Source organism: Sulfuricystis thermophila (assembly GCF_004323595.1).
Taxonomy (GTDB): Bacteria; Pseudomonadota; Gammaproteobacteria; order Burkholderiales; family Rhodocyclaceae; genus Sulfuricystis; species Sulfuricystis thermophila.
On record NZ_AP019373.1, the window covers coordinates 2274577 to 2290762 of the forward strand.

At 63.2% G+C, this 16186-nt stretch carries 19 protein-coding genes; 7 read left to right on the forward strand and 12 right to left on the reverse strand.

Going from position 1 to position 16186, the window contains the following annotated elements; all coding sequences use genetic code 11:
- Window positions 1-18: 18 nt before the first annotated feature.
- Together M52SOB_RS11435 and M52SOB_RS11440 are read right to left on the reverse strand one after the other, a co-directional pair.
- A complete protein-coding gene (locus tag M52SOB_RS11435) occupies window positions 19-771 on the reverse strand; it encodes a LytR/AlgR family response regulator transcription factor (protein WP_131111929.1) in 753 nt (250 codons plus the stop codon).
- The gene (locus M52SOB_RS11440; RefSeq protein ID WP_131111930.1) at window positions 768-1769 is read right to left on the reverse strand and encodes a sensor histidine kinase; all 1002 of its coding nucleotides are present in this window, start codon (window positions 1767-1769) and stop codon (window positions 768-770) included. The genes M52SOB_RS11435 and M52SOB_RS11440 overlap by 4 nt, the downstream gene beginning before the upstream one ends.
- A 28-nt stretch (window positions 1770-1797) precedes the next feature.
- On the opposite strand from M52SOB_RS11440, the gene argH reads away from it, so the two are divergent.
- Both argH and M52SOB_RS11450 read left to right on the forward strand, forming a co-directional pair.
- Window positions 1798-3183, forward strand: a complete 1386-nt coding sequence (argH, locus tag M52SOB_RS11445) for an argininosuccinate lyase (RefSeq protein ID WP_131111931.1) — start codon at window positions 1798-1800, stop codon at window positions 3181-3183.
- A complete protein-coding gene (locus M52SOB_RS11450) occupies window positions 3180-3956 on the forward strand; it encodes a fructosamine kinase family protein (RefSeq protein WP_131111932.1) in 777 nt (258 codons plus the stop codon). Before argH ends, M52SOB_RS11450 begins: the two co-directional genes overlap by 4 nt.
- A gap of 174 nt (window positions 3957-4130) precedes the next feature.
- On the opposite strand, the gene grxD is transcribed toward M52SOB_RS11450, so the two are convergent.
- The 3 genes from grxD to M52SOB_RS11465 form a co-directional block, all read right to left on the reverse strand.
- Complete coding sequence (gene grxD / locus M52SOB_RS11455; RefSeq protein WP_131111933.1) at window positions 4131-4451, reverse strand: Grx4 family monothiol glutaredoxin; 321 nt, start codon at window positions 4449-4451, stop codon at window positions 4131-4133.
- Window positions 4452-4535: 84 nt separating this feature from the next.
- Entirely contained in the window at window positions 4536-5039 is a 504-nt protein-coding gene (locus tag M52SOB_RS11460; RefSeq protein ID WP_131111934.1) for a thioredoxin family protein, read from the reverse strand.
- A gap of 30 nt (window positions 5040-5069) precedes the next feature.
- On the reverse strand, window positions 5070-5882 hold the full coding sequence (locus M52SOB_RS11465; RefSeq protein ID WP_172601826.1) for a YihY family inner membrane protein: 813 nt from the start codon (window positions 5880-5882) through the stop codon (window positions 5070-5072).
- Window positions 5883-5916: 34 nt separating this feature from the next.
- On the opposite strand from M52SOB_RS11465, the gene M52SOB_RS11470 reads away from it, so the two are divergent.
- A complete protein-coding gene (locus M52SOB_RS11470) occupies window positions 5917-6324 on the forward strand; it encodes a DUF2069 domain-containing protein (protein ID WP_131111936.1) in 408 nt (135 codons plus the stop codon).
- On the opposite strand, the gene M52SOB_RS11475 is transcribed toward M52SOB_RS11470, so the two are convergent.
- From M52SOB_RS11475 to M52SOB_RS11500, 6 genes are all read right to left on the reverse strand, one after another.
- Complete coding sequence (locus M52SOB_RS11475) at window positions 6308-7846, reverse strand: 2-isopropylmalate synthase (protein ID WP_131111937.1); 1539 nt, start codon at window positions 7844-7846, stop codon at window positions 6308-6310. The genes M52SOB_RS11470 and M52SOB_RS11475 overlap by 17 nt on opposite strands.
- Window positions 7847-8067: 221 nt before the next feature.
- Window positions 8068-8835, reverse strand: coding sequence for a CDP-diacylglycerol--serine O-phosphatidyltransferase (gene pssA / locus M52SOB_RS11480; RefSeq protein ID WP_131111938.1), 768 nt, complete (start codon window positions 8833-8835; stop codon window positions 8068-8070).
- A 59-nt stretch (window positions 8836-8894) separates the two neighbouring features.
- A complete protein-coding gene (locus tag M52SOB_RS11485; RefSeq protein ID WP_131111939.1) occupies window positions 8895-9542 on the reverse strand; it encodes a phosphatidylserine decarboxylase in 648 nt (215 codons plus the stop codon).
- A 190-nt stretch (window positions 9543-9732) separates the two neighbouring features.
- Entirely contained in the window at window positions 9733-10749 is a 1017-nt protein-coding gene (gene ilvC, locus M52SOB_RS11490) for a ketol-acid reductoisomerase (RefSeq protein WP_131111940.1), read from the reverse strand.
- A gap of 18 nt (window positions 10750-10767) precedes the next feature.
- Window positions 10768-11259 carry an acetolactate synthase small subunit gene (gene ilvN, locus M52SOB_RS11495; protein ID WP_131111941.1) on the reverse strand — a complete coding sequence of 164 codons (492 nt, stop codon included), beginning with the start codon at window positions 11257-11259 and terminating at the stop codon, window positions 10768-10770.
- 2 nt (window positions 11260-11261) lie between these two features.
- A complete protein-coding gene (locus M52SOB_RS11500) occupies window positions 11262-13001 on the reverse strand; it encodes an acetolactate synthase 3 catalytic subunit (protein WP_284155093.1) in 1740 nt (579 codons plus the stop codon).
- A 94-nt stretch (window positions 13002-13095) separates the two neighbouring features.
- Here M52SOB_RS11500 and M52SOB_RS11505 point away from each other — a divergent pair, with 94 nt between their 5' ends.
- The 4 genes from M52SOB_RS11505 to M52SOB_RS11520 are packed head-to-tail and all read left to right on the forward strand — an operon-like array spanning window position 13096 to window position 15165.
- Window positions 13096-13659 carry an RNA polymerase sigma factor gene (locus M52SOB_RS11505; RefSeq protein WP_131111943.1) on the forward strand — a complete coding sequence of 188 codons (564 nt, stop codon included), beginning with the start codon at window positions 13096-13098 and terminating at the stop codon, window positions 13657-13659.
- A complete protein-coding gene (locus M52SOB_RS11510) occupies window positions 13656-14048 on the forward strand; it encodes a DUF3619 family protein (RefSeq protein WP_131111944.1) in 393 nt (130 codons plus the stop codon). The genes M52SOB_RS11505 and M52SOB_RS11510 overlap by 4 nt, the downstream gene beginning before the upstream one ends.
- Window positions 14015-14698, forward strand: a complete 684-nt coding sequence (locus M52SOB_RS14060) for a DUF3106 domain-containing protein (protein WP_284155094.1) — start codon at window positions 14015-14017, stop codon at window positions 14696-14698. The genes M52SOB_RS11510 and M52SOB_RS14060 overlap by 34 nt, the downstream gene beginning before the upstream one ends.
- Before the next feature lie 11 nt (window positions 14699-14709).
- On the forward strand, window positions 14710-15165 hold the full coding sequence (locus M52SOB_RS11520; protein ID WP_284155095.1) for an RDD family protein: 456 nt from the start codon (window positions 14710-14712) through the stop codon (window positions 15163-15165).
- Here M52SOB_RS11520 and lptG read toward each other — a convergent pair.
- Window positions 15113-16186, reverse strand: coding sequence for an LPS export ABC transporter permease LptG (lptG, locus tag M52SOB_RS11525; protein WP_131111946.1), 1074 nt, complete (start codon window positions 16184-16186; stop codon window positions 15113-15115). The genes M52SOB_RS11520 and lptG overlap by 53 nt on opposite strands.

Below are 16186 nucleotides of genomic sequence, written 5' to 3' on the forward strand. Positions count from 1 at the left end.
TCCCGCCAGCGCCGACTTTCACAATCCGAGCCGCTCTTTGACTTGCGGCCACTGCCGGCGGCTCACCGGCAGACGTTCCGTCACGCCTTTCACGGTCAGCACCCAGTGCGCCTCGCCGTGTTCGTCGTCCGCTACGCGGGTCGCGCCGGCGACGGCATCGACGGCGACGAGACAATTGCGATGGATACGCACGAAGCGCGCCGTGAACTCGGCTTCCAGATGGGCGAGCGATTCCTCGAGCAGATATTCGCGCTCTGCGGTGCGTGCCGCGACGTATTTCTGCTCGGCGCGCAGAAAGAGGATCTCGGCGACCGGCACGAGCAGCACGTGGCCACGCTCGACGACACGCAGACGTGTCCGCGCGGCGGGCATCAGCGGCTCGAGATCGGCGGCGAGCAAGCGGCGCGCCTTGCCCAGCGCTTCGAGCAGCCTTGGCGCACGCACTGGCTTCAGCAGATAATCGACCGCTGCGAGATCGAAGGCGGTGAGCGCGAATTCGTCATAGGCGGTGACGAAGACGATCGCCGGCGGGTGAGGCGAGCCCGCGAGCTGGCGGGCGAGCTCGATGCCATCCATGCGCGGCATGCGGATGTCACACAGGACGATGTCGGCAGGCCGTTGTGCCAGTTGCTCTAGCGCAGCCACGCCGTCGCCGGCCTCGCCGACGATGGCATGCGGGAATTGCGGTGCGATGTCTGCGAGCAGGTGGCGCAAGCGCTGCCGCGCCGGCGCTTCGTCATCGACGAGAAGGATGTGCGGGGCCGCGTTCATGATGATGTCCTGCATGGCAGATCGACGCTGACCCGATAGCGACCCGCATGCTCGCCGCTTTCGAGGCGCGCTTCGAGATCGTAAAACAGCATCAGTCGTTCGCGCAGGTTGGCGAGCGCCATACGATTGCCGGGACGCTGTGCGGTGGATGCCGCCAGCGGATTGTCGATTTCGATGTGCACGCCGTCACGACGGGCAGCGATGCGCACGACGATTTCGCCGGGCTCGCTGGCCGTCTCACAGCCGTGATAGACGGCGTTCTCCAGCAAGGGCTGCAACAGCAAGGGCGGCGCGAGCGTGTCGGGCGGGCAGTCGCTCATTTCCCAGCGCACCTGCAGGCGCTCGCCGAGCCGCAGCTTCTCGATCGTCAGATACTTGCGCGCCAGCGCGATTTCCTCCGACAGCGGCACCAGCTCTCGATTGTCACGCAGCAAGACACGGAACAGTTCGGCGAGTTCCTCGAGCGCATGTTCGGCGCGGCGCGGATCGTCGCGGATCACGCCGAGGATCGCATTCAGGCTGTTGAACAGGAAATGCGGGCGGATCCGGGCATTGAGCGCGGCCAGGCGCGCTTCGGCGAGTGCCGGCGCCTGGGCCTGGGCGCGCAGGCCGAACCATGCCAGGAGCAATGCAGCGCCCGCACCGCCCGCCAAACCGGCGCGCCAGCCGGGCGGCGTGCCGAAGGACGCAGTCAACAACGCATCGATCGCCGTAAAAGCCGCCGCCGACCAGGCAATGACCACGCCGAGCGCGAGCGCCCGCCGCTGCCGCCCAAGCCAGGAGGAAAGCACGAACAGCCCAATCAGGGTGAGCAGCAACGCCGGTTCGCCGAGCGCAGAGAGATCGAGCAGCTCGTCGGGCAGTCGCGCCAGATCACGGTTGCGCGCCAACGCCACGAGCAACAACAAGCCGTTCGCCGCCAGCAGGAGCCGCAGCCAGATGCCCTGGTTGCGGAAGTCCGGCAGGCCGATGGCGGAAGACGGCGAGGGTATACTCATGGTTTCGCGAAAATTTCCCTTCTTCATTATGTCAGAGAGTTCCGCCAAGGTCTGGTCGGGGCGCTTTAGCGAACCCGTTGCCGACCTCGTCAAACGTTACACCGCCTCGGTCTTTTTCGACCGACGCATGGCTGCCCAGGACATCCGTGGCTCGCTCGCTCACGCCCGGATGCTGGCACGGCAAAAAATCATTTCCGGGGAGGATCTCGCTGCGATCGAACGCGGTCTGTCCCAGATCGCCGGCGAGATCGAGCGCGGCGAATTCGCCTGGAACCTCGACGACGAGGACGTGCATCTGAACATCGAGAAGCGGCTCACCGCACTGGTGGGCGATGCCGGCAAGCGTCTGCATACCGGCCGCTCGCGCAATGACCAGGTGGCCACCGACATCCGCCTCTGGCTGCGCGATGCGATCGACGCCATCGACATGCGTCTGGTGGCGCTGATGCGCGCGCTGCTCGACATGGCCGAGGCCCATGCGGCGACGCCGATGCCCGGCTTCACCCATCTGCAGGTGGCCCAGCCGGTCACCTTCGGCCACCACCTGATGGCCTACGTCGAGATGTTTTCCCGCGACCGCGAACGCTTCGCCGATTGCCGGAAACGCGTCAATCGCCTGCCGCTCGGCGCGGCGGCGCTCGCCGGCACGACCTTCCCGATCGATCGCGCGTTCGTAGCCCAGGAACTCGGCTTCGACGGCATCTGCGCCAACTCGCTCGACGCCGTCTCCGACCGTGACTTTGCCATCGAATTCTGTGCCGCCGCGTCGCTGACGATGGTGCACATCTCCCGCTTTTCCGAAGAGCTGATCCTGTGGATGAGCCCGCGCATCGGCTTCATCGATCTGGCCGACCGTTTCTGCACCGGTTCTTCGATCATGCCGCAGAAGAAGAATCCGGACGTGCCGGAACTGGCGCGCGGCAAGAGCGGTCGCGTCTTCGGCCACCTGATGGGGCTCTTGACGCTGATGAAGGCTCAGCCGCTCGCCTACAACAAGGACAACCAGGAAGACAAGGAGCCGCTGTTCGATACCGCCGACACCTTGCTCGACACGCTGACGATCTTCGCCGACCTGGTCACGGGTATCCGCGTCAAGGCGGAGGCGATGGCTGCGGCGCTCAAGCAGGGCTTTGCGACGGCGACCGATCTGGCCGACTATCTCGTCAAGAAGGGTCTGCCGTTCCGCGATGCCCATGAGGCCGTCGCACGTGCGGTGCGAGCCGCCGAGACGCGCGGCTGCGATCTGGCCGACCTGCCGCTGACCGAGTTGCGGAGTTTTTCACCCCTCATCGACGAAGACGTCTTCAGCGTGTTGACCGTCGCCGGCTCGCTCGCTGCGCGCAGTCATGTTGGCGGCACCGCACCAGAACAGGTGAAGGCGGCCATCGAACGGGTGCGCAAGACCCTGGAATGAGGCGTTTCAGGAAGAGCGGCACGGCAGACCGGCTGGCGATGTTCGAGGCCGAAGTCGAGGGCCTCGCCGCTCTGCGCGCCACGCAAACGGTGCGCGTTCCCGACGTCTTCGGCACCGGCATCGACGCTGACGGCACGGCCTGGATCGAGCTGGAGTATCTCGAGCTGGCGCCCCTTTCGCCGCAGGCCGGCGCCCGGCTCGGCGAGCGGCTCGCCGCGCTGCACTGGCGTACCGGCCATGAAGCTGACGCCCGCTATGGCTGGCCGCGCGACAATTTCATCGGCGACTCGCCGCAATCGAACCGGACGCACACAAGCTGGGCAAACTTTTTTGCCATTGAACGCCTGCAGCCGCAACTGGCGCGCGCCCAGGCCAACGGCATGCCGCGCGCGGTGGTTTCCCAAGGCGAGCGGCTGATCGAGGGCGTCGGCGCCTTCTTTCTCGATGTCCGGCCGCAGCCCTGCCTGCTGCACGGCGACCTGTGGGCCGGCAACGCCGGGCAGTTACCGGATGGCACGCCGGTGATCTTCGATCCGGCCGTCTATCGGGGCGACCGCGAGACCGATCTGGCGATGGCGGAGCTCTTCGGCGGCTTTCCCGAGGCGTTCTACGCCGCCTATCGGACTACCTGGCCGCTCGATCCAGGCTTCGAGACGCGCAAGACGCTCTACAACCTGTATCACATCCTTAACCACTTCAACCTGTTCGGTGCCGGCTACCTGAACCAGGCGCGGCGCATGATCGAGCGCTTGGTCGCCGAGCTGCGCGGCTGACGATTAATGAGAAATACAAAGCAAAAAGTGCACCGCCCAGCGTTTCCTTGACGGCAGCCAATACTTGCGGCAACGCCGCGCAAATGGGAACCCCCCGAGAGGGGGGGCGAAGGGGGGCGGGTGTTTGCGCATGGGGTTTTCATCCTCTGCGGGTGCCGATTGCCGGCATGCGCGTTAGGCAGGCTGCTTCATCAGGTCGCCGAGCTTGGCCTGCAGCTCACCGGCCTGATACATCTCGGTCATGATGTCGCAGCCACCGATGAATTCGCCGCGGATGTAGAGCACGGGAATGGTCGGCCAGTCGGCATATTCGCGCAGCTCCGGCACGGTGTCCGGCTCGGCGAGCACATTGACATCGACGAAATCGACGTTGCAGCGCTTGAGGATTTCCGCGGCGCGGCCGGAAAAACCGCAGCGCGGAAACTGCTTCGTGCCTTTCATGAACAGCACGACGGGATGTTGAGTGACGAGTTGGTGGATCTGTGCCTTGTTCATCGCGGTTTCCTCGAATAGTTGATTTTTTTACTCGGACAATTTTAGTGGGCATGACGACACCGGTCAAGCCATCAGCGTGACGTATCAGCGTGACGTTTGGAACTGCTCGAAGCTCATCCGCTGCCAGTGTCCTTCAGCGACGTATCGGCCCAGCGCGAGAAAGGTCTCGGCATCGCGTGTCGCGCCGGTGTAGCGGGCCATCTCCCGGCCATCGGCGGCAAAGAAAACGAAAGTCGGCGTGCCCTTGAATTTGAGGCTACGGGCAAAAGCTTTCTCGGTCATCTCCTTTCCCTCGGGAGTCGTCACCGTAATGCTGCCATTGACATCGAGGCTGAAGACGACGAAGTGACGATGGAAGTATTCGCGCACCTCGGGCCGGCTCATGATCTGTTCGCGCATGCGCTTGCAGAACGGGCAGCCTTCCGCTTCCAGCACCAGCAGGATGCCGCGCTTGCCCTGCGCCTTGGCCGTCTTCAACTCGGCGGCGAAGTCGCCGAGCGTGGTGTCGAAAAAATCTTCGCCGGGCGCCGCGTGGGCGAGCGCCAGCCAGGCGAAACAAAGAACGAAGAAACGCAACAGCATGCCCATGGCCCCTCCTCCTCGATGAATGCCGCGATTCTACCGGCGTAACACCGCAGGCAATTCGGCGGTGACGAGCGCGCCGACGAGAATCACCGACCAGGAAAGATACAGCCAGAGCAGAAAGATCGGTATCGCCGAGAATGCCCCGTAGATCAGCGTATAGGTCGGCAGTTTGACGATGTAGAGCGCGAACAGCCGCTGCATGCCGACGAAGGCGAGCGCCGTCAGTCCCCCTGACAGGAAGGCATGTGAGCGCGCCACCGGTCGGTTGGGCAAGGCCCAGTAGAGCACCCCGAACAACGCAGCGAGAAAGAGCAACGGCAGGGCTTCGGCAAAAGCGAGGCGCACCCAGCGCGGCTCGTCGATCCAACCGAATGATACCGTCGCCAGATAGGTGGTACTGGCCAGTGCGCCGCCGAACACCAGCGGGCCGAGCATGAGGGCCAGCAAGTGTAGCCCCAGCCGTTTGATGAACGGACGCGGCTTCTTGACCTTCCAGATTGCGGCGAAGCTGCGCTCGATGGTCAACATCTGCAACAGTGCCGTCGCTGCCAGGAAGGCAAGCCCGATCCAGGTCAGCCGATGGGCGCGCTGGGCGAAATCGCCCAGGTAATTGGCGATCACCTTGCCAGCCTTTTCCGGCAGCAACGTGGTCAAGAGAAACTGTTCGAGCGCCGCGGAAAGCTTGATGCCGAAAGGCAGCGACTCGATCAGCGTGGCACCGACCACGACCATCGGCACCAGGCCGAGCAGCGTCGCAAACGACAGCGCGGCTGCCGTCTGGGCGTAATGCTCGGCGTTGAAACGCTTGACGACGTTGATCAGCAGGCGAACAGGGATGAGCACCATATAATGCGGCGATTGTAATGAAGGGGCACCGTTCATGTCCGCTGCGTGCCGTCCTGCCAGCGCCGAGTTTCGCCGCCTCCATCGTCTGACCCTGATCGCCAGCGCCAGCCTGATCGCATTGATCGCCCTCTGCCTCGCCTGGGAGCTGTGGCTCGCTCCGTTGCGCCCCGGCGGTTCCTGGCTTGCGCTGAAGGCGCTGCCGTTGCTGCTGCCGCTGTTCGGCATCCTGCACGGCCGGCGCACCACCCATCAATGGGCGAGCCTGCTGATCCTGTTGTATCTGCTCGAAGGGTTGACGCGGCTCATCAGCGATGCCGGCACGAGCCGCTGGCTGGCCGCCGGCGAGACCCTGCTCGCCGGCATTTTTTTCGCCGCCGCGCTGGCTTTTGCGCGCCTGTCTGCGCCCGCGCGACGAAAAGCCGCGATCACAGCTGCGGATTGACCCGCTCGGCGCCGGCGTAGAGCTTGTTGAGGGCGTTCAGATAGGCTTTCGCCGAGGCGACGATGATGTCGGTATCCGCCCCCTGGCCATTGACGATGCGGCCTTCCTTCGCCAGGCGTACGGTCACCTCGCCCTGGGCATCGGTGCCGGTGGTGATCGCATTCACCGAATAGAGCAACAGTTCGGCACCGCTATCCACCACCGACTCGATCGCGCGGAAGGTGGCATCCACCGGTCCGCTGCCGGTGGCCTGCGCGCGCTTCTCGACCCCGCCGATCGCCAGGGTCAGTTCGGCGCTGGGCGCTTCCCCGGTTTCGGAATGGAAGCGCGAAGCGACCAGCTTGTAATGCTCGACCTCGGGCGTGACCATCTCGTCGGAGACGATGGCATGCAGGTCCTCGTCGAAGATTTCGCGTTTCTTGTCGGCCAGCTCCTTGAAACGCGCAAACGCGGCATTCAGCGCCTCCTCGCTCTCGAGCTGGATGCCGAGCTCGGCGAGCTTGGTGCGGAAGGCATTGCGACCTGAAAGTTTGCCGAGCGAGATCCGATTGGCATTCCAGCCGACGTCTTCGGCGCGCATGATCTCGTAGGTCTCGCGATGCTTGAGCACGCCGTCCTGATGGATGCCCGACTCGTGCGCGAAGGCGTTCGCGCCGACGATCGCCTTGTTCGGCTGCACGACGTAACCGGTGATCTGCGAGACGAGGCGCGAGGCCGCGACGATCTGCGTCGTGTCGATGCGCGTCTCGACCGGGAACAGGTCCTTGCGCGTGCGCACCGCCATCACCACCTCTTCGAGCGCGGCATTGCCGGCACGTTCGCCCAGGCCGTTGATCGTACATTCGACCTGGCGCGCGCCATTGAGCACCGCAGCGAGCGAATTGGCGACGGCGAGGCCGAGGTCGTTATGGCAGTGGGTCGACCAGATCACCTTGTCGGAATCGGGCACGTTCTCGATCAGCGCACGCATACGCTCGCCCCACTCTGCCGGAATGCTGTAACCGACGGTGTCGGGTACGTTGATGGTCTTGGCCCCCGCCTTGATCACCGCGTCGAAAACGCGGCATAGAAAATCGAAGTCCGAACGCACCGCATCCTCGGCGGAAAACTCGACGTCGTCCGTGTATTCGCGTGCCCACTTGACCGCCTGCACCGCCGCCGCGACGACTTCGTCGGGCTTCATGCGCAGCTTCTTCTCCATGTGGATCGGCGAAGTGGCGATGAAGGTGTGGATGCGGCCGCGTGCCGCCGGCCGGATCGCCTCGCCGGCGCGGCGCACGTCCTTCTCGTTGGCGCGCGCCAGCGAACACACCGTCGAATCCTTGATCACTTCGGCGATTGCCCGGATCGCCTCGTAATCGCCGGGGCTGGCGGCCGCGAAGCCCGCCTCGATCACATCCACCCGCATCCGCTCCAACTGCCGGGCGATGCGCATCTTCTCCTCGCGCGTCATGGCCGCGCCCGGGCTCTGTTCGCCATCGCGCAAGGTGGTGTCGAAAATCAACAACTGTGGTTTGCTCATTTCATTCTCCGCTGGAATGTCCGATGCTCATGACAACCCGCCGCCGAGGGGTCGCGGGATGCGTAACTCGAATTGTGGGGAAGGGGGTATTCAGCGCGCGCGGCGCAGCAGCGGGCGCAGCTTGGTGAACAGCGACGCACGCACCGCCATCAGGGCGGTGAGGCTGAGATAGGCGGCAGAGAGGCCGAGCAGCGTCGCAGTCATGACGCAACTATAACAAACTATTCGCCCGGTGCAAGCTTTTTGCGCTTCGACAGCCAGTCGAGTGCGGCAAGGAGGTAGCCGGACAAGGCATAGACGAGAAACAGCGCGAACAGCACGCCGGGTGGATAGCTCGACACCAGCGCGAAACCGAGCGCCACGGCGACGACGATGATGAACGGCACGCTCTTTCTCAAGTTGATGTTCTTGCCGGAGTAGTAGCGCAGATTGGTCACCATCGTCACCCCGGCGAAAATGGTCAGGCTACAGGCATACCAACGCGCCTCCTGGCCACTCCATTCATTGTCGATCAGCACCCAGACGAGGCCAGACACCAGCGCGGCAGCCGCCGGGCTTGGCAAGCCCTGGAACCAGCGTTTGTCCACCACCTCGATATTGGTGTTGAAACGCGCCAGACGCAGCGCGGCGCCGACGCAATAGATGAAGGCGGCAATCCAGCCGAGTTTACCGAGGTCCTTGAGCGCCCATTCATACACCACCAGCGCCGGCGCTGCCCCGAAAGAGACCATGTCGGAAAGCGAATCGTATTCGGCGCCGAAAGCGCTTTGCGTGTGCGTCAGCCGCGCGACGCGGCCATCGAGTCCATCGAACACCATCGCGATGAAGATCGCCACCGCCGCGACCTCGAACTTGCCGTTCATCGCCTGGACGATCGCATAGAAACCCGAAAACAGCGCCGCCGTGGTAAACAGGTTGGGCAGGATGTAAATACCCCGCCGGCGCAGTTCCGGATTGAACAAGGTCTTGCGGGGGCGGTAATCGGCCATGGGTGCGCGACGGCTGAAAGGATGCGCTCAATTGTAACCGCGCGCCGGTTGCGCAGGGATTACGGCAGAAGGGCGAGGATCGTCGTCGTGGCGCGCACCTTTTCGCCCACGACGACTTTCACCTGCACCCCCTTCGGCAGATAGAGATCGACACGCGAGCCGAAACGGATGAAACCGTAGCGCTGGCCGCGCACGAGTTTGTCTCCCGGTGCGACGTAACAGAGAATGCGTCGTGCGATGAGTCCTGCCACCTGCACGCAGGTGATGTCCTGGCCGTCGAGGCTCCGCAGATGCAGGGAATTGCGCTCGTTTTCCGTCGATGCCTTGTCGAGATCGGCATTCAGGAATTTGCCCGGATGATACCAACGGCTCACGACCTCGCCGTCGATCGGACTGCGGTTCGAATGCACGTTGAAGACATTCATGAACACGCTGATCTTCAACGCCTCGCGCTCGAGCCACGGATCCGTCACCGGCTCGATGGCGACGATGCGGCCATCGGCCGGAGAGAGCACGCTCTTCGCATCTCCCGGCACCACGCGCGGCGGATCGCGGAAGAACTGCAGGACGAACAGCGCGACCAGCCAGAACGGCACGGACCAGACGAGCGGCGCGCCACCGAAGGTCACCAACAGCGCCAGAGCGATGGCCGCGCCAAGGAAGGGCCAGCCTTCCCGAGCGATGATGGGGTGCGGATAGTGCTGCAACTTAGTTCTTAACGTGAAATACAGAGCAAAAAGAGCGCCGCCATTCGTTTCCTTGACGGCAGCCTACCTTCGCGGCGCAAGCCGCGCTGATAGTCTCCCCTCCCGCGAGGGAGGGGCTGGGGGAGGGCGGGTGTTTATTTTTGCGCATGGGGTTTTCATCCTCTGCGGGTGCCGATTGCCGGCATGCGCGTTAGTTCTTGGACTTATCCACCAGGGCCTTGGCCTTGATCCAGGGCATCATGTCGCGCAACTGGGCGCCCACCTGCTCGATCGGGTGTGCGGCAATCAAGCGGCGCCGCGCCGTCATGGCCGGGTAGTTGGTCTTGCCTTCGAGGATGAACTGCTTGGCGTAATCACCGTTCTGGATGTTCCTCAACGCCTCCTTCATCGCCGCACGCGCCTCGGGGCCGATGACCTTCGGGCCGGTGACATACTCGCCGAATTCGGCATTGTTGGAGATCGAGTAGTTCATGTTGGCGATGCCGCCCTCGAAGATCAGGTCGACGATCAGCTTCACCTCGTGCAGGCACTCGAAATAGGCCATCTCGGGCGCATACCCGGCTTCGGTGAGTGTCTCGAAGCCGGCCTTGATCAGTTCGACGAGGCCGCCGCAGAGCACCGCCTGCTCGCCGAACAGGTCGGTTTCGGTCTCCTCGCGGAAGGTGGTCTCGATCACACCGCCCTTGGTGCCGCCGTTGGCCGCGGCATAGGAGAGTGCGATGTCCTTGGCCTTACCGGACTTGTCCTGATAGACCGCGATCAGGGAAGGCACCCCACCGCCGCGCAGGTATTCGGAACGCACCGTGTGACCGGGCCCCTTCGGCGCGATCATGATCACGTCGATGTCATCGCGCGGCACGACCTGGTTGTAATGGATGTTGAAACCGTGCGCGAAAGCCAGCGCTGCCCCTTTCTTGAGGTTGGGCTCGACATCGGCGTAATACACCGCGGGAATGGTCTCGTCGGGCAGCAGCATCATGACGACGTCTGCCCCCTTGACCGCCTTGGCGATCTCCTCGACCTTCAGGCCGGCTTTTTCGGCCTTCGCCCAGGAAGCGCCGCCCTTGCGCAGGCCGACGGTCACCTTGACGCCCGAGTCCTTGAGGTTTTGCGCATGCGCGTGGCCCTGCGAGCCATAGCCGACGATCGTCACCTTCTTGCCCTTGATCAGCGAGAGGTCGGCGTCCTTGTCGTAATAGACTTTCATGATTTTCCCTTTGATTGGTCAGACTTTGAGGATGCGATCGCCGCGGCCGATGCCGCAGACACCGGTACGCACGGTTTCCAGGATCAACGAGCGGTCGATGGCGTTGAGGAAGGCATCGAGCTTGGCGCCGTCGCCGGTCAGCTCGATGACATAGGAAGATTCGGTGACGTCGATGATATGGCCGCGGAAGATGTCGGCGACGCGCTTCATTTCCTCGCGGTCCTTGCCGGTGGCGCGCACCTTGACGAGCATCAGCTCGCGTTCGATGTGTGGCGCCTCGGACAGATCGACCACCTTGACGACGTCGATCAGCTTGTTGAGCTGCTTGGTGATCTGTTCGATGATGTCGTCAGAGCCGATGCTGACGATGGTCATGCGCGACAGCGACGGATCCTCGGTCGGGGCGACGGTCAGCGAATCGATGTTGTAGCCGCGCGCGGAAAACAGACCCGAGACACGCGACAGGGCGCCAGCCTCGTTTTCGATCAGGATGGAGATGATGTGGCGCATGTTCACAGCTCCTCGGCCAGGATCATTTCGGACAGCCCCTTGCCGGCAGCGACCATCGGGAACACGTTGGCGGTCTTGTCGGTCAAGAAGTCGAGGAACACCAGCTGGTTCTTGTGCTTGACGAAGGCTTCCTTGAGCGCCGGCTCGACGTCGGCCGGCTTCTCGATGCGCAGGCCGACATGGCCATAGGCCTCGGCGAGCTTGACGAAGTCCGGCAGCGCATCGACGTAGGATTCGGCATAACGGTTGCCATGGAACATCTGCTGCCACTGGCGCACCATGCCGAGATAGCCGTTGTTGAGACAAAGGATCTTGATCGGTAAGTGGAACTGCTTGCAGGTCGACAGCTCCTGGATGTTCATCTGGATGGAGCCTTCACCGGTAATGCAGGCCACCGTGGCATCGGGATTGGCGAAGCGCACCCCCATCGCCGCCGGCAGGCCGAAACCCATCGTGCCCAAGCCACCGGAATTGATCCAGCGGCGCGGCTTGTCGAACTTGTAATACTGCGCCGCCCACATCTGGTGCTGGCCGACGTCGGAGGTGACGAAGGCATCGCCACCGGTCACCTCGTAGAGCTTCTCGACGACGTACTGCGGCATGATCAGCTCGCTGCCCATCTTGTACTTGAGGCACTGCTTGCCACGCCAGCCTTCGATTTTCTCCCACCACGCCGCGAGATGCTTGGCATCGGGCTTGCCTTCGCTGGCTTCCAGCTGGCGGATGATCTCGTCGATCACGTCGGGCACGTTGCCGACGATCGGCACATCGACCTTGACGCGCTTGGAGATCGACGACGGATCGATATCGACGTGGATGATCTTGCGCGGATTGCGCGCGAAGTGCTCCGGATTACCGATCACGCGATCGTCGAAACGCGCGCCGATCGCCAGCAGCACGTCGCATTCCTGCACCGCCATGTTGGCTTCATAGGTACCGTGCATGCCCAGCATGCCGAGGAACTGTCGGTCGGTGGCCGGATAGCCACCCAACCCCATCAGGGTCTGGGTGATCGGAAAACCGAGCATGCGCGTGAGTTTGGTCAGCTTCTCGGCGGCGTTCGAGAGGATCACCCCACCGCCGGTATAGATCATCGGCCGCTTCGCCTCCAGCAACAGCTGGACCGCCTTCTTGATCTGGCCGGTGTGTCCTTTGACCACCGGGTTGTAAGAACGCATCGAGATGGTCTTCGGATAGTGGAACTCGGTCTTCTGGATCGTGATGTCCTTCGGGATGTCGACCAGCACCGGGCCGGGACGGCCGGTCTTGGCGAGATAGAACGCTTTCTTGATCGTGACGGCGAGATCCTTGACGTCCTTGACGAGGAAATTGTGCTTGACGCAGGGACGGGTGATGCCGACCGTATCCGCCTCCTGGAAGGCGTCCTGGCCGATGTAGGCAGTGGGCACCTGGCCGGTGAGCACCACCAGCGGAATCGAATCCATGTAGGCGGTGGCGATACCGGTCACCGCGTTGGTCACCCCCGGTCCGGAGGTGACGAGACAGACGCCTACCTTGTCCGACGAACGGGAATAGGCATCGGCTGCATGCACCGCCGCCTGCTCGTGGCGCACCAGCACGTGCTTGACTTGATCCTGCTTGAACAGCTCATCGTAAATGAACAACACCGAGCCGCCAGGGTAGCCGAACACATAGTCGACCTTTTCTTCCTGGAGACACCTGATTACAATCTCCGCGCCTGTCAAATGCATTTTTTTCGTTCCATCGTTGTCGTGGGTCACGTCCGAAACATGGAACGATACTTGACAGCAATAGGCGTGGTCAAGGCTTCCCGGGCGACCATATTCATTTTTCAGTCACGATTCGGCTTCATCCTTGGCTTCCCGCGCCGAGCTCTCCAACTTTCTCGCCAGCGTCGAACGCCGCGCTTACAAGCAGGCGCTGTTCGCCGTGCGCGACGAGGAGGTGGCGCTCGACATCGTCCAGGACTGCATGATGCGCATCGCGGAAAAATACGGCGACCGACCGGCCGAGGAATTGCCGCCACTTTTCCAGCGCATCCTGCAAAATGCGATCCGCGACCATTACCGGCGCAGCCGCACCCATGCGGAACGATTCACCTCGCTGTCGGCCTTCGAGGGCGATGAGGAGAATCCCGCCGATGCCCTGGAGACCCTGGAAACCGACGAGGATGCCAACCCTTTTGCCGGGCCGCTCGATGCGCTGCTCCAAGCGGAAACCCTGAATCTGGTGGAGGAAGCCTTGCAAAACCTGCCGCCCCGTCAACGCGAAGCCTTCCTGCTGCGTTATTGGGAAGGATTGGACATCGCCGAAACCGCTGCCGTCATGGGTTGCACGGAAGGCAGCGTCAAGACCCATTGTTCGCGCGCCACCCATGCCCTGGCGGCCGCGCTCGAGGCAAAAGGAATCAGACCATGAACCAGGAAGAACTGTTTGCCCGCCAAGTGTGCCGCGTCCTCGACCGGGGGACGCTGAATCTCGACCACGAGATCGTCGAGCGTCTGCGCGCCGCGCGCGAGCGCGCCTTGCAGCATCAGCGCGTCCTCGTCCACAAGACCGTCTTGGTCGGCGCTGACGGCACGGCACTCATGGATGGCGATGAGGAAAGGCACCCGCTGCGTACCTGGCTGGCGATGCTGGCGCTGTTGCTCGGCGTCAGCCTCGCCTATGTCTGGAACGGCTACACCGCGGCCACCGAAAACGAGGAAATCGATAGCGCCCTGCTTGCCGACGACCTGCCGCCCCACGCTTACCTGGACAAAGGTTTTCAGGCATGGCTCGAAAAAGATCCTTCTTCCGGGGACTGATCCGCCTGCTTCTGGTTGCCGGCCTACTGGTCGGCAGCGGCGTCCAGGCCGCACTGCCGCGCTTCGAACAGCCCGAATGGTTCCAACTCACCCCCGAGCAGCGCGCGATCCTCGCTCCCCTGGCAAAGGAATGGGGGGAAATGGATGCCTTTCGCCGCAAGAAATGGATCGGCATTGCCGAGCGTTTCCCTTCCATGACCCCGGCCGAACAGGAGAGCATCCAGCGCAACATGCGCGAATGGGCTCGACTCGCCCCGGAAGAGCGCCGCATCGCGCGTGAAAAATACAAATCCCTGCTGCGCATCGCCCCCGAGGAACGTGAGGCGATCAAGCAGAAGTGGCAAGAATATTCGGCGCTCAGCGAACAGGAAAAAGAACACTTGCGCAGCAAGGCACCAGCGCAACCCAAGGTCAAGACACCCAAGAAGCCGCCGAAAGTGGCACCCAAACAGATCGAGCGCATCGCGACGCCGACGCTGCCCGCGCCCAGTTCGCCGATCTCGCCTTTGAAACCGCCCAAAAACCTGCTGCGGCCGAATGCCACCACTCCCTTGCAGCCGGCGCCCAAACCGCCTGCCGAAGAAGTCCCCCCGGTCGTCGCCTCCGATGCCGTGCCGGCTACCAGCGCAGTCGGCCCCAGCGGCGAGTGAATTCCAGAACGGTGACACCCCTTCCGCGCGCCAGCCTGCGGCGCCGCTTGGCCAGCCTGTTTTACGAAACCCTGCTGCTCGCCGGCGTGCTGCTCGTCGCCTTCCTGCTGCCGCAACTCGCGCTTGGCATGGCGTTCGGCATCGTCGCGCCCGGACCGTTGCTGATCGCTCATGTCTGCATCGTCGTCCTCGTTTATTTCGTCTGGCAATGGCGGCACGGCGGTCAGACGCTGGCGATGAAGACCTGGCGGCTGCGCCTCGTCGGCATCGACGGCACGCCGCCCTCCTTGGGCCAACTATTGCTGCGCCAGATCCTGAGCTGGCCCAGCGTGCTGTTTTACGGCGCGGGACTGCTCTGGGCGTTTTTCGACCGCGACCGGCAATTCCTGCACGACCGGCTGGCGGGCACGCGCATCATCTTCGTTCCACCCACCACAGCAGCGAACCCGCCGCCCACAGGAACATGACGCTCGGCGCCACGGCGGCGACCCACGGTGTCCAGTGATTGATGATGCCCAGGTGCGCAAACAGGCCGTTGAGCATGTAAAAGACGATGCCCAGCATCACGCCGGCGAACACCTTGGCGCTCACCGCCACCGTACGCTCGTGGATATACGCGAACGGCAGGGCGAGCGCCATCATCACCAACGCGGCCAAGGGATAGACCAGCTTCTTCCACAGCGCGATCTCATAGCGTTCGGTTTTCTGTCGGTTCTCGCTCAAATGGCGGATGTACTGGTAGAGATTGACCAGCGACATACGATCCGGCTGGACGAGCAGCACGGCGAGAATGTCGGGATTGAGCGCGGATTGCCAATCGACGGTGGGCTGCCGCACCACGCTGGCTTTCTCGTCCTCGAACAGGGTCTGCGCGACATTGTCCAGGCGCCACTGGCCCGAAGGCAGATAAACGCCCTCTTCGGCCTCGCTGATCGAACGCAGGCGAAATTCGTCATCGAAGGAATAGACCCGGATGCCGCGCAGGCGGGTATCCGGCAATACCTCGCGGACATTGATGAACGAACGGCCATCCTTGACCCACAGCCCGGAACGGAAAGCCTGGCCCACCACGCTGCTCTTGGCGGTCAATTGCAGCTGCCGGGCCATGCGCTCGGTCTGTGGGGCGACGAACTCGCCCAGCAGCAGCGTCAGGACGACGAAGAGGCTGCCGATCTTCGCCAGCGTGAGCAACAACTCGCCGGTGGCCAAGCCCGAAGCCCGCAGGACGGTGATTTCCGAATGATGTGCCAACAAGGTCAGGCCATAGAGCGTGCCGATCAGCACGGCGATCGGCAGGATCTCGTAGGCACGCCCCGGCAGGCTCAACGTGACGAAGGCGAGCGCATGATGCAGCGCATAGCCGCCCTTGCCGACCGACTCCAGCTCGTGGATCAGATCGAAAAAAGCGAACAGCGCGAGGAATGCCGCCAGCACGAGCAACACATCGCCGTAGATCTCGCGGGCCAGATGACGCTCATAGACCTGCAT

What these genes read in the sequence shown, in the direction of transcription:
- M52SOB_RS11435 (WP_131111929.1), bottom strand. Translation starts at nt 771, where the DNA reads ATGAACGCGGCCCCGCACATCCTTCTCGTCGATGACGAAGCGCCGGCG.
- M52SOB_RS11440 (WP_131111930.1), bottom strand. Translation starts at nt 1,769, where the DNA reads ATGAGTATACCCTCGCCGTCTTCCGCCATCGGCCTGCCGGACTTCCGC.
- argH (WP_131111931.1), top strand. Translation starts at nt 1,798, where the DNA reads ATGTCAGAGAGTTCCGCCAAGGTCTGGTCGGGGCGCTTTAGCGAACCC.
- M52SOB_RS11450 (WP_131111932.1), top strand. Translation starts at nt 3,180, where the DNA reads ATGAGGCGTTTCAGGAAGAGCGGCACGGCAGACCGGCTGGCGATGTTC.
- grxD (WP_131111933.1), bottom strand. Translation starts at nt 4,451, where the DNA reads ATGAACAAGGCACAGATCCACCAACTCGTCACTCAACATCCCGTCGTG.
- M52SOB_RS11460 (WP_131111934.1), bottom strand. Translation starts at nt 5,039, where the DNA reads ATGGGCATGCTGTTGCGTTTCTTCGTTCTTTGTTTCGCCTGGCTGGCG.
- M52SOB_RS11465 (WP_172601826.1), bottom strand. Translation starts at nt 5,882, where the DNA reads ATGGTGCTCATCCCTGTTCGCCTGCTGATCAACGTCGTCAAGCGTTTC.
- M52SOB_RS11470 (WP_131111936.1), top strand. Translation starts at nt 5,917, where the DNA reads ATGTCCGCTGCGTGCCGTCCTGCCAGCGCCGAGTTTCGCCGCCTCCAT.
- M52SOB_RS11475 (WP_131111937.1), bottom strand. Translation starts at nt 7,846, where the DNA reads ATGAGCAAACCACAGTTGTTGATTTTCGACACCACCTTGCGCGATGGC.
- pssA (WP_131111938.1), bottom strand. Translation starts at nt 8,835, where the DNA reads ATGGCCGATTACCGCCCCCGCAAGACCTTGTTCAATCCGGAACTGCGC.
- ilvC (WP_131111940.1), bottom strand. Translation starts at nt 10,749, where the DNA reads ATGAAAGTCTATTACGACAAGGACGCCGACCTCTCGCTGATCAAGGGC.
- ilvN (WP_131111941.1), bottom strand. Translation starts at nt 11,259, where the DNA reads ATGCGCCACATCATCTCCATCCTGATCGAAAACGAGGCTGGCGCCCTG.
- M52SOB_RS11510 (WP_131111944.1), top strand. Translation starts at nt 13,656, where the DNA reads ATGAACCAGGAAGAACTGTTTGCCCGCCAAGTGTGCCGCGTCCTCGAC.
- M52SOB_RS14060 (WP_284155094.1), top strand. Translation starts at nt 14,015, where the DNA reads ATGGCTCGAAAAAGATCCTTCTTCCGGGGACTGATCCGCCTGCTTCTG.
- lptG (WP_131111946.1), bottom strand. Translation starts at nt 16,186, where the DNA reads ATGCAGGTCTATGAGCGTCATCTGGCCCGCGAGATCTACGGCGATGTG.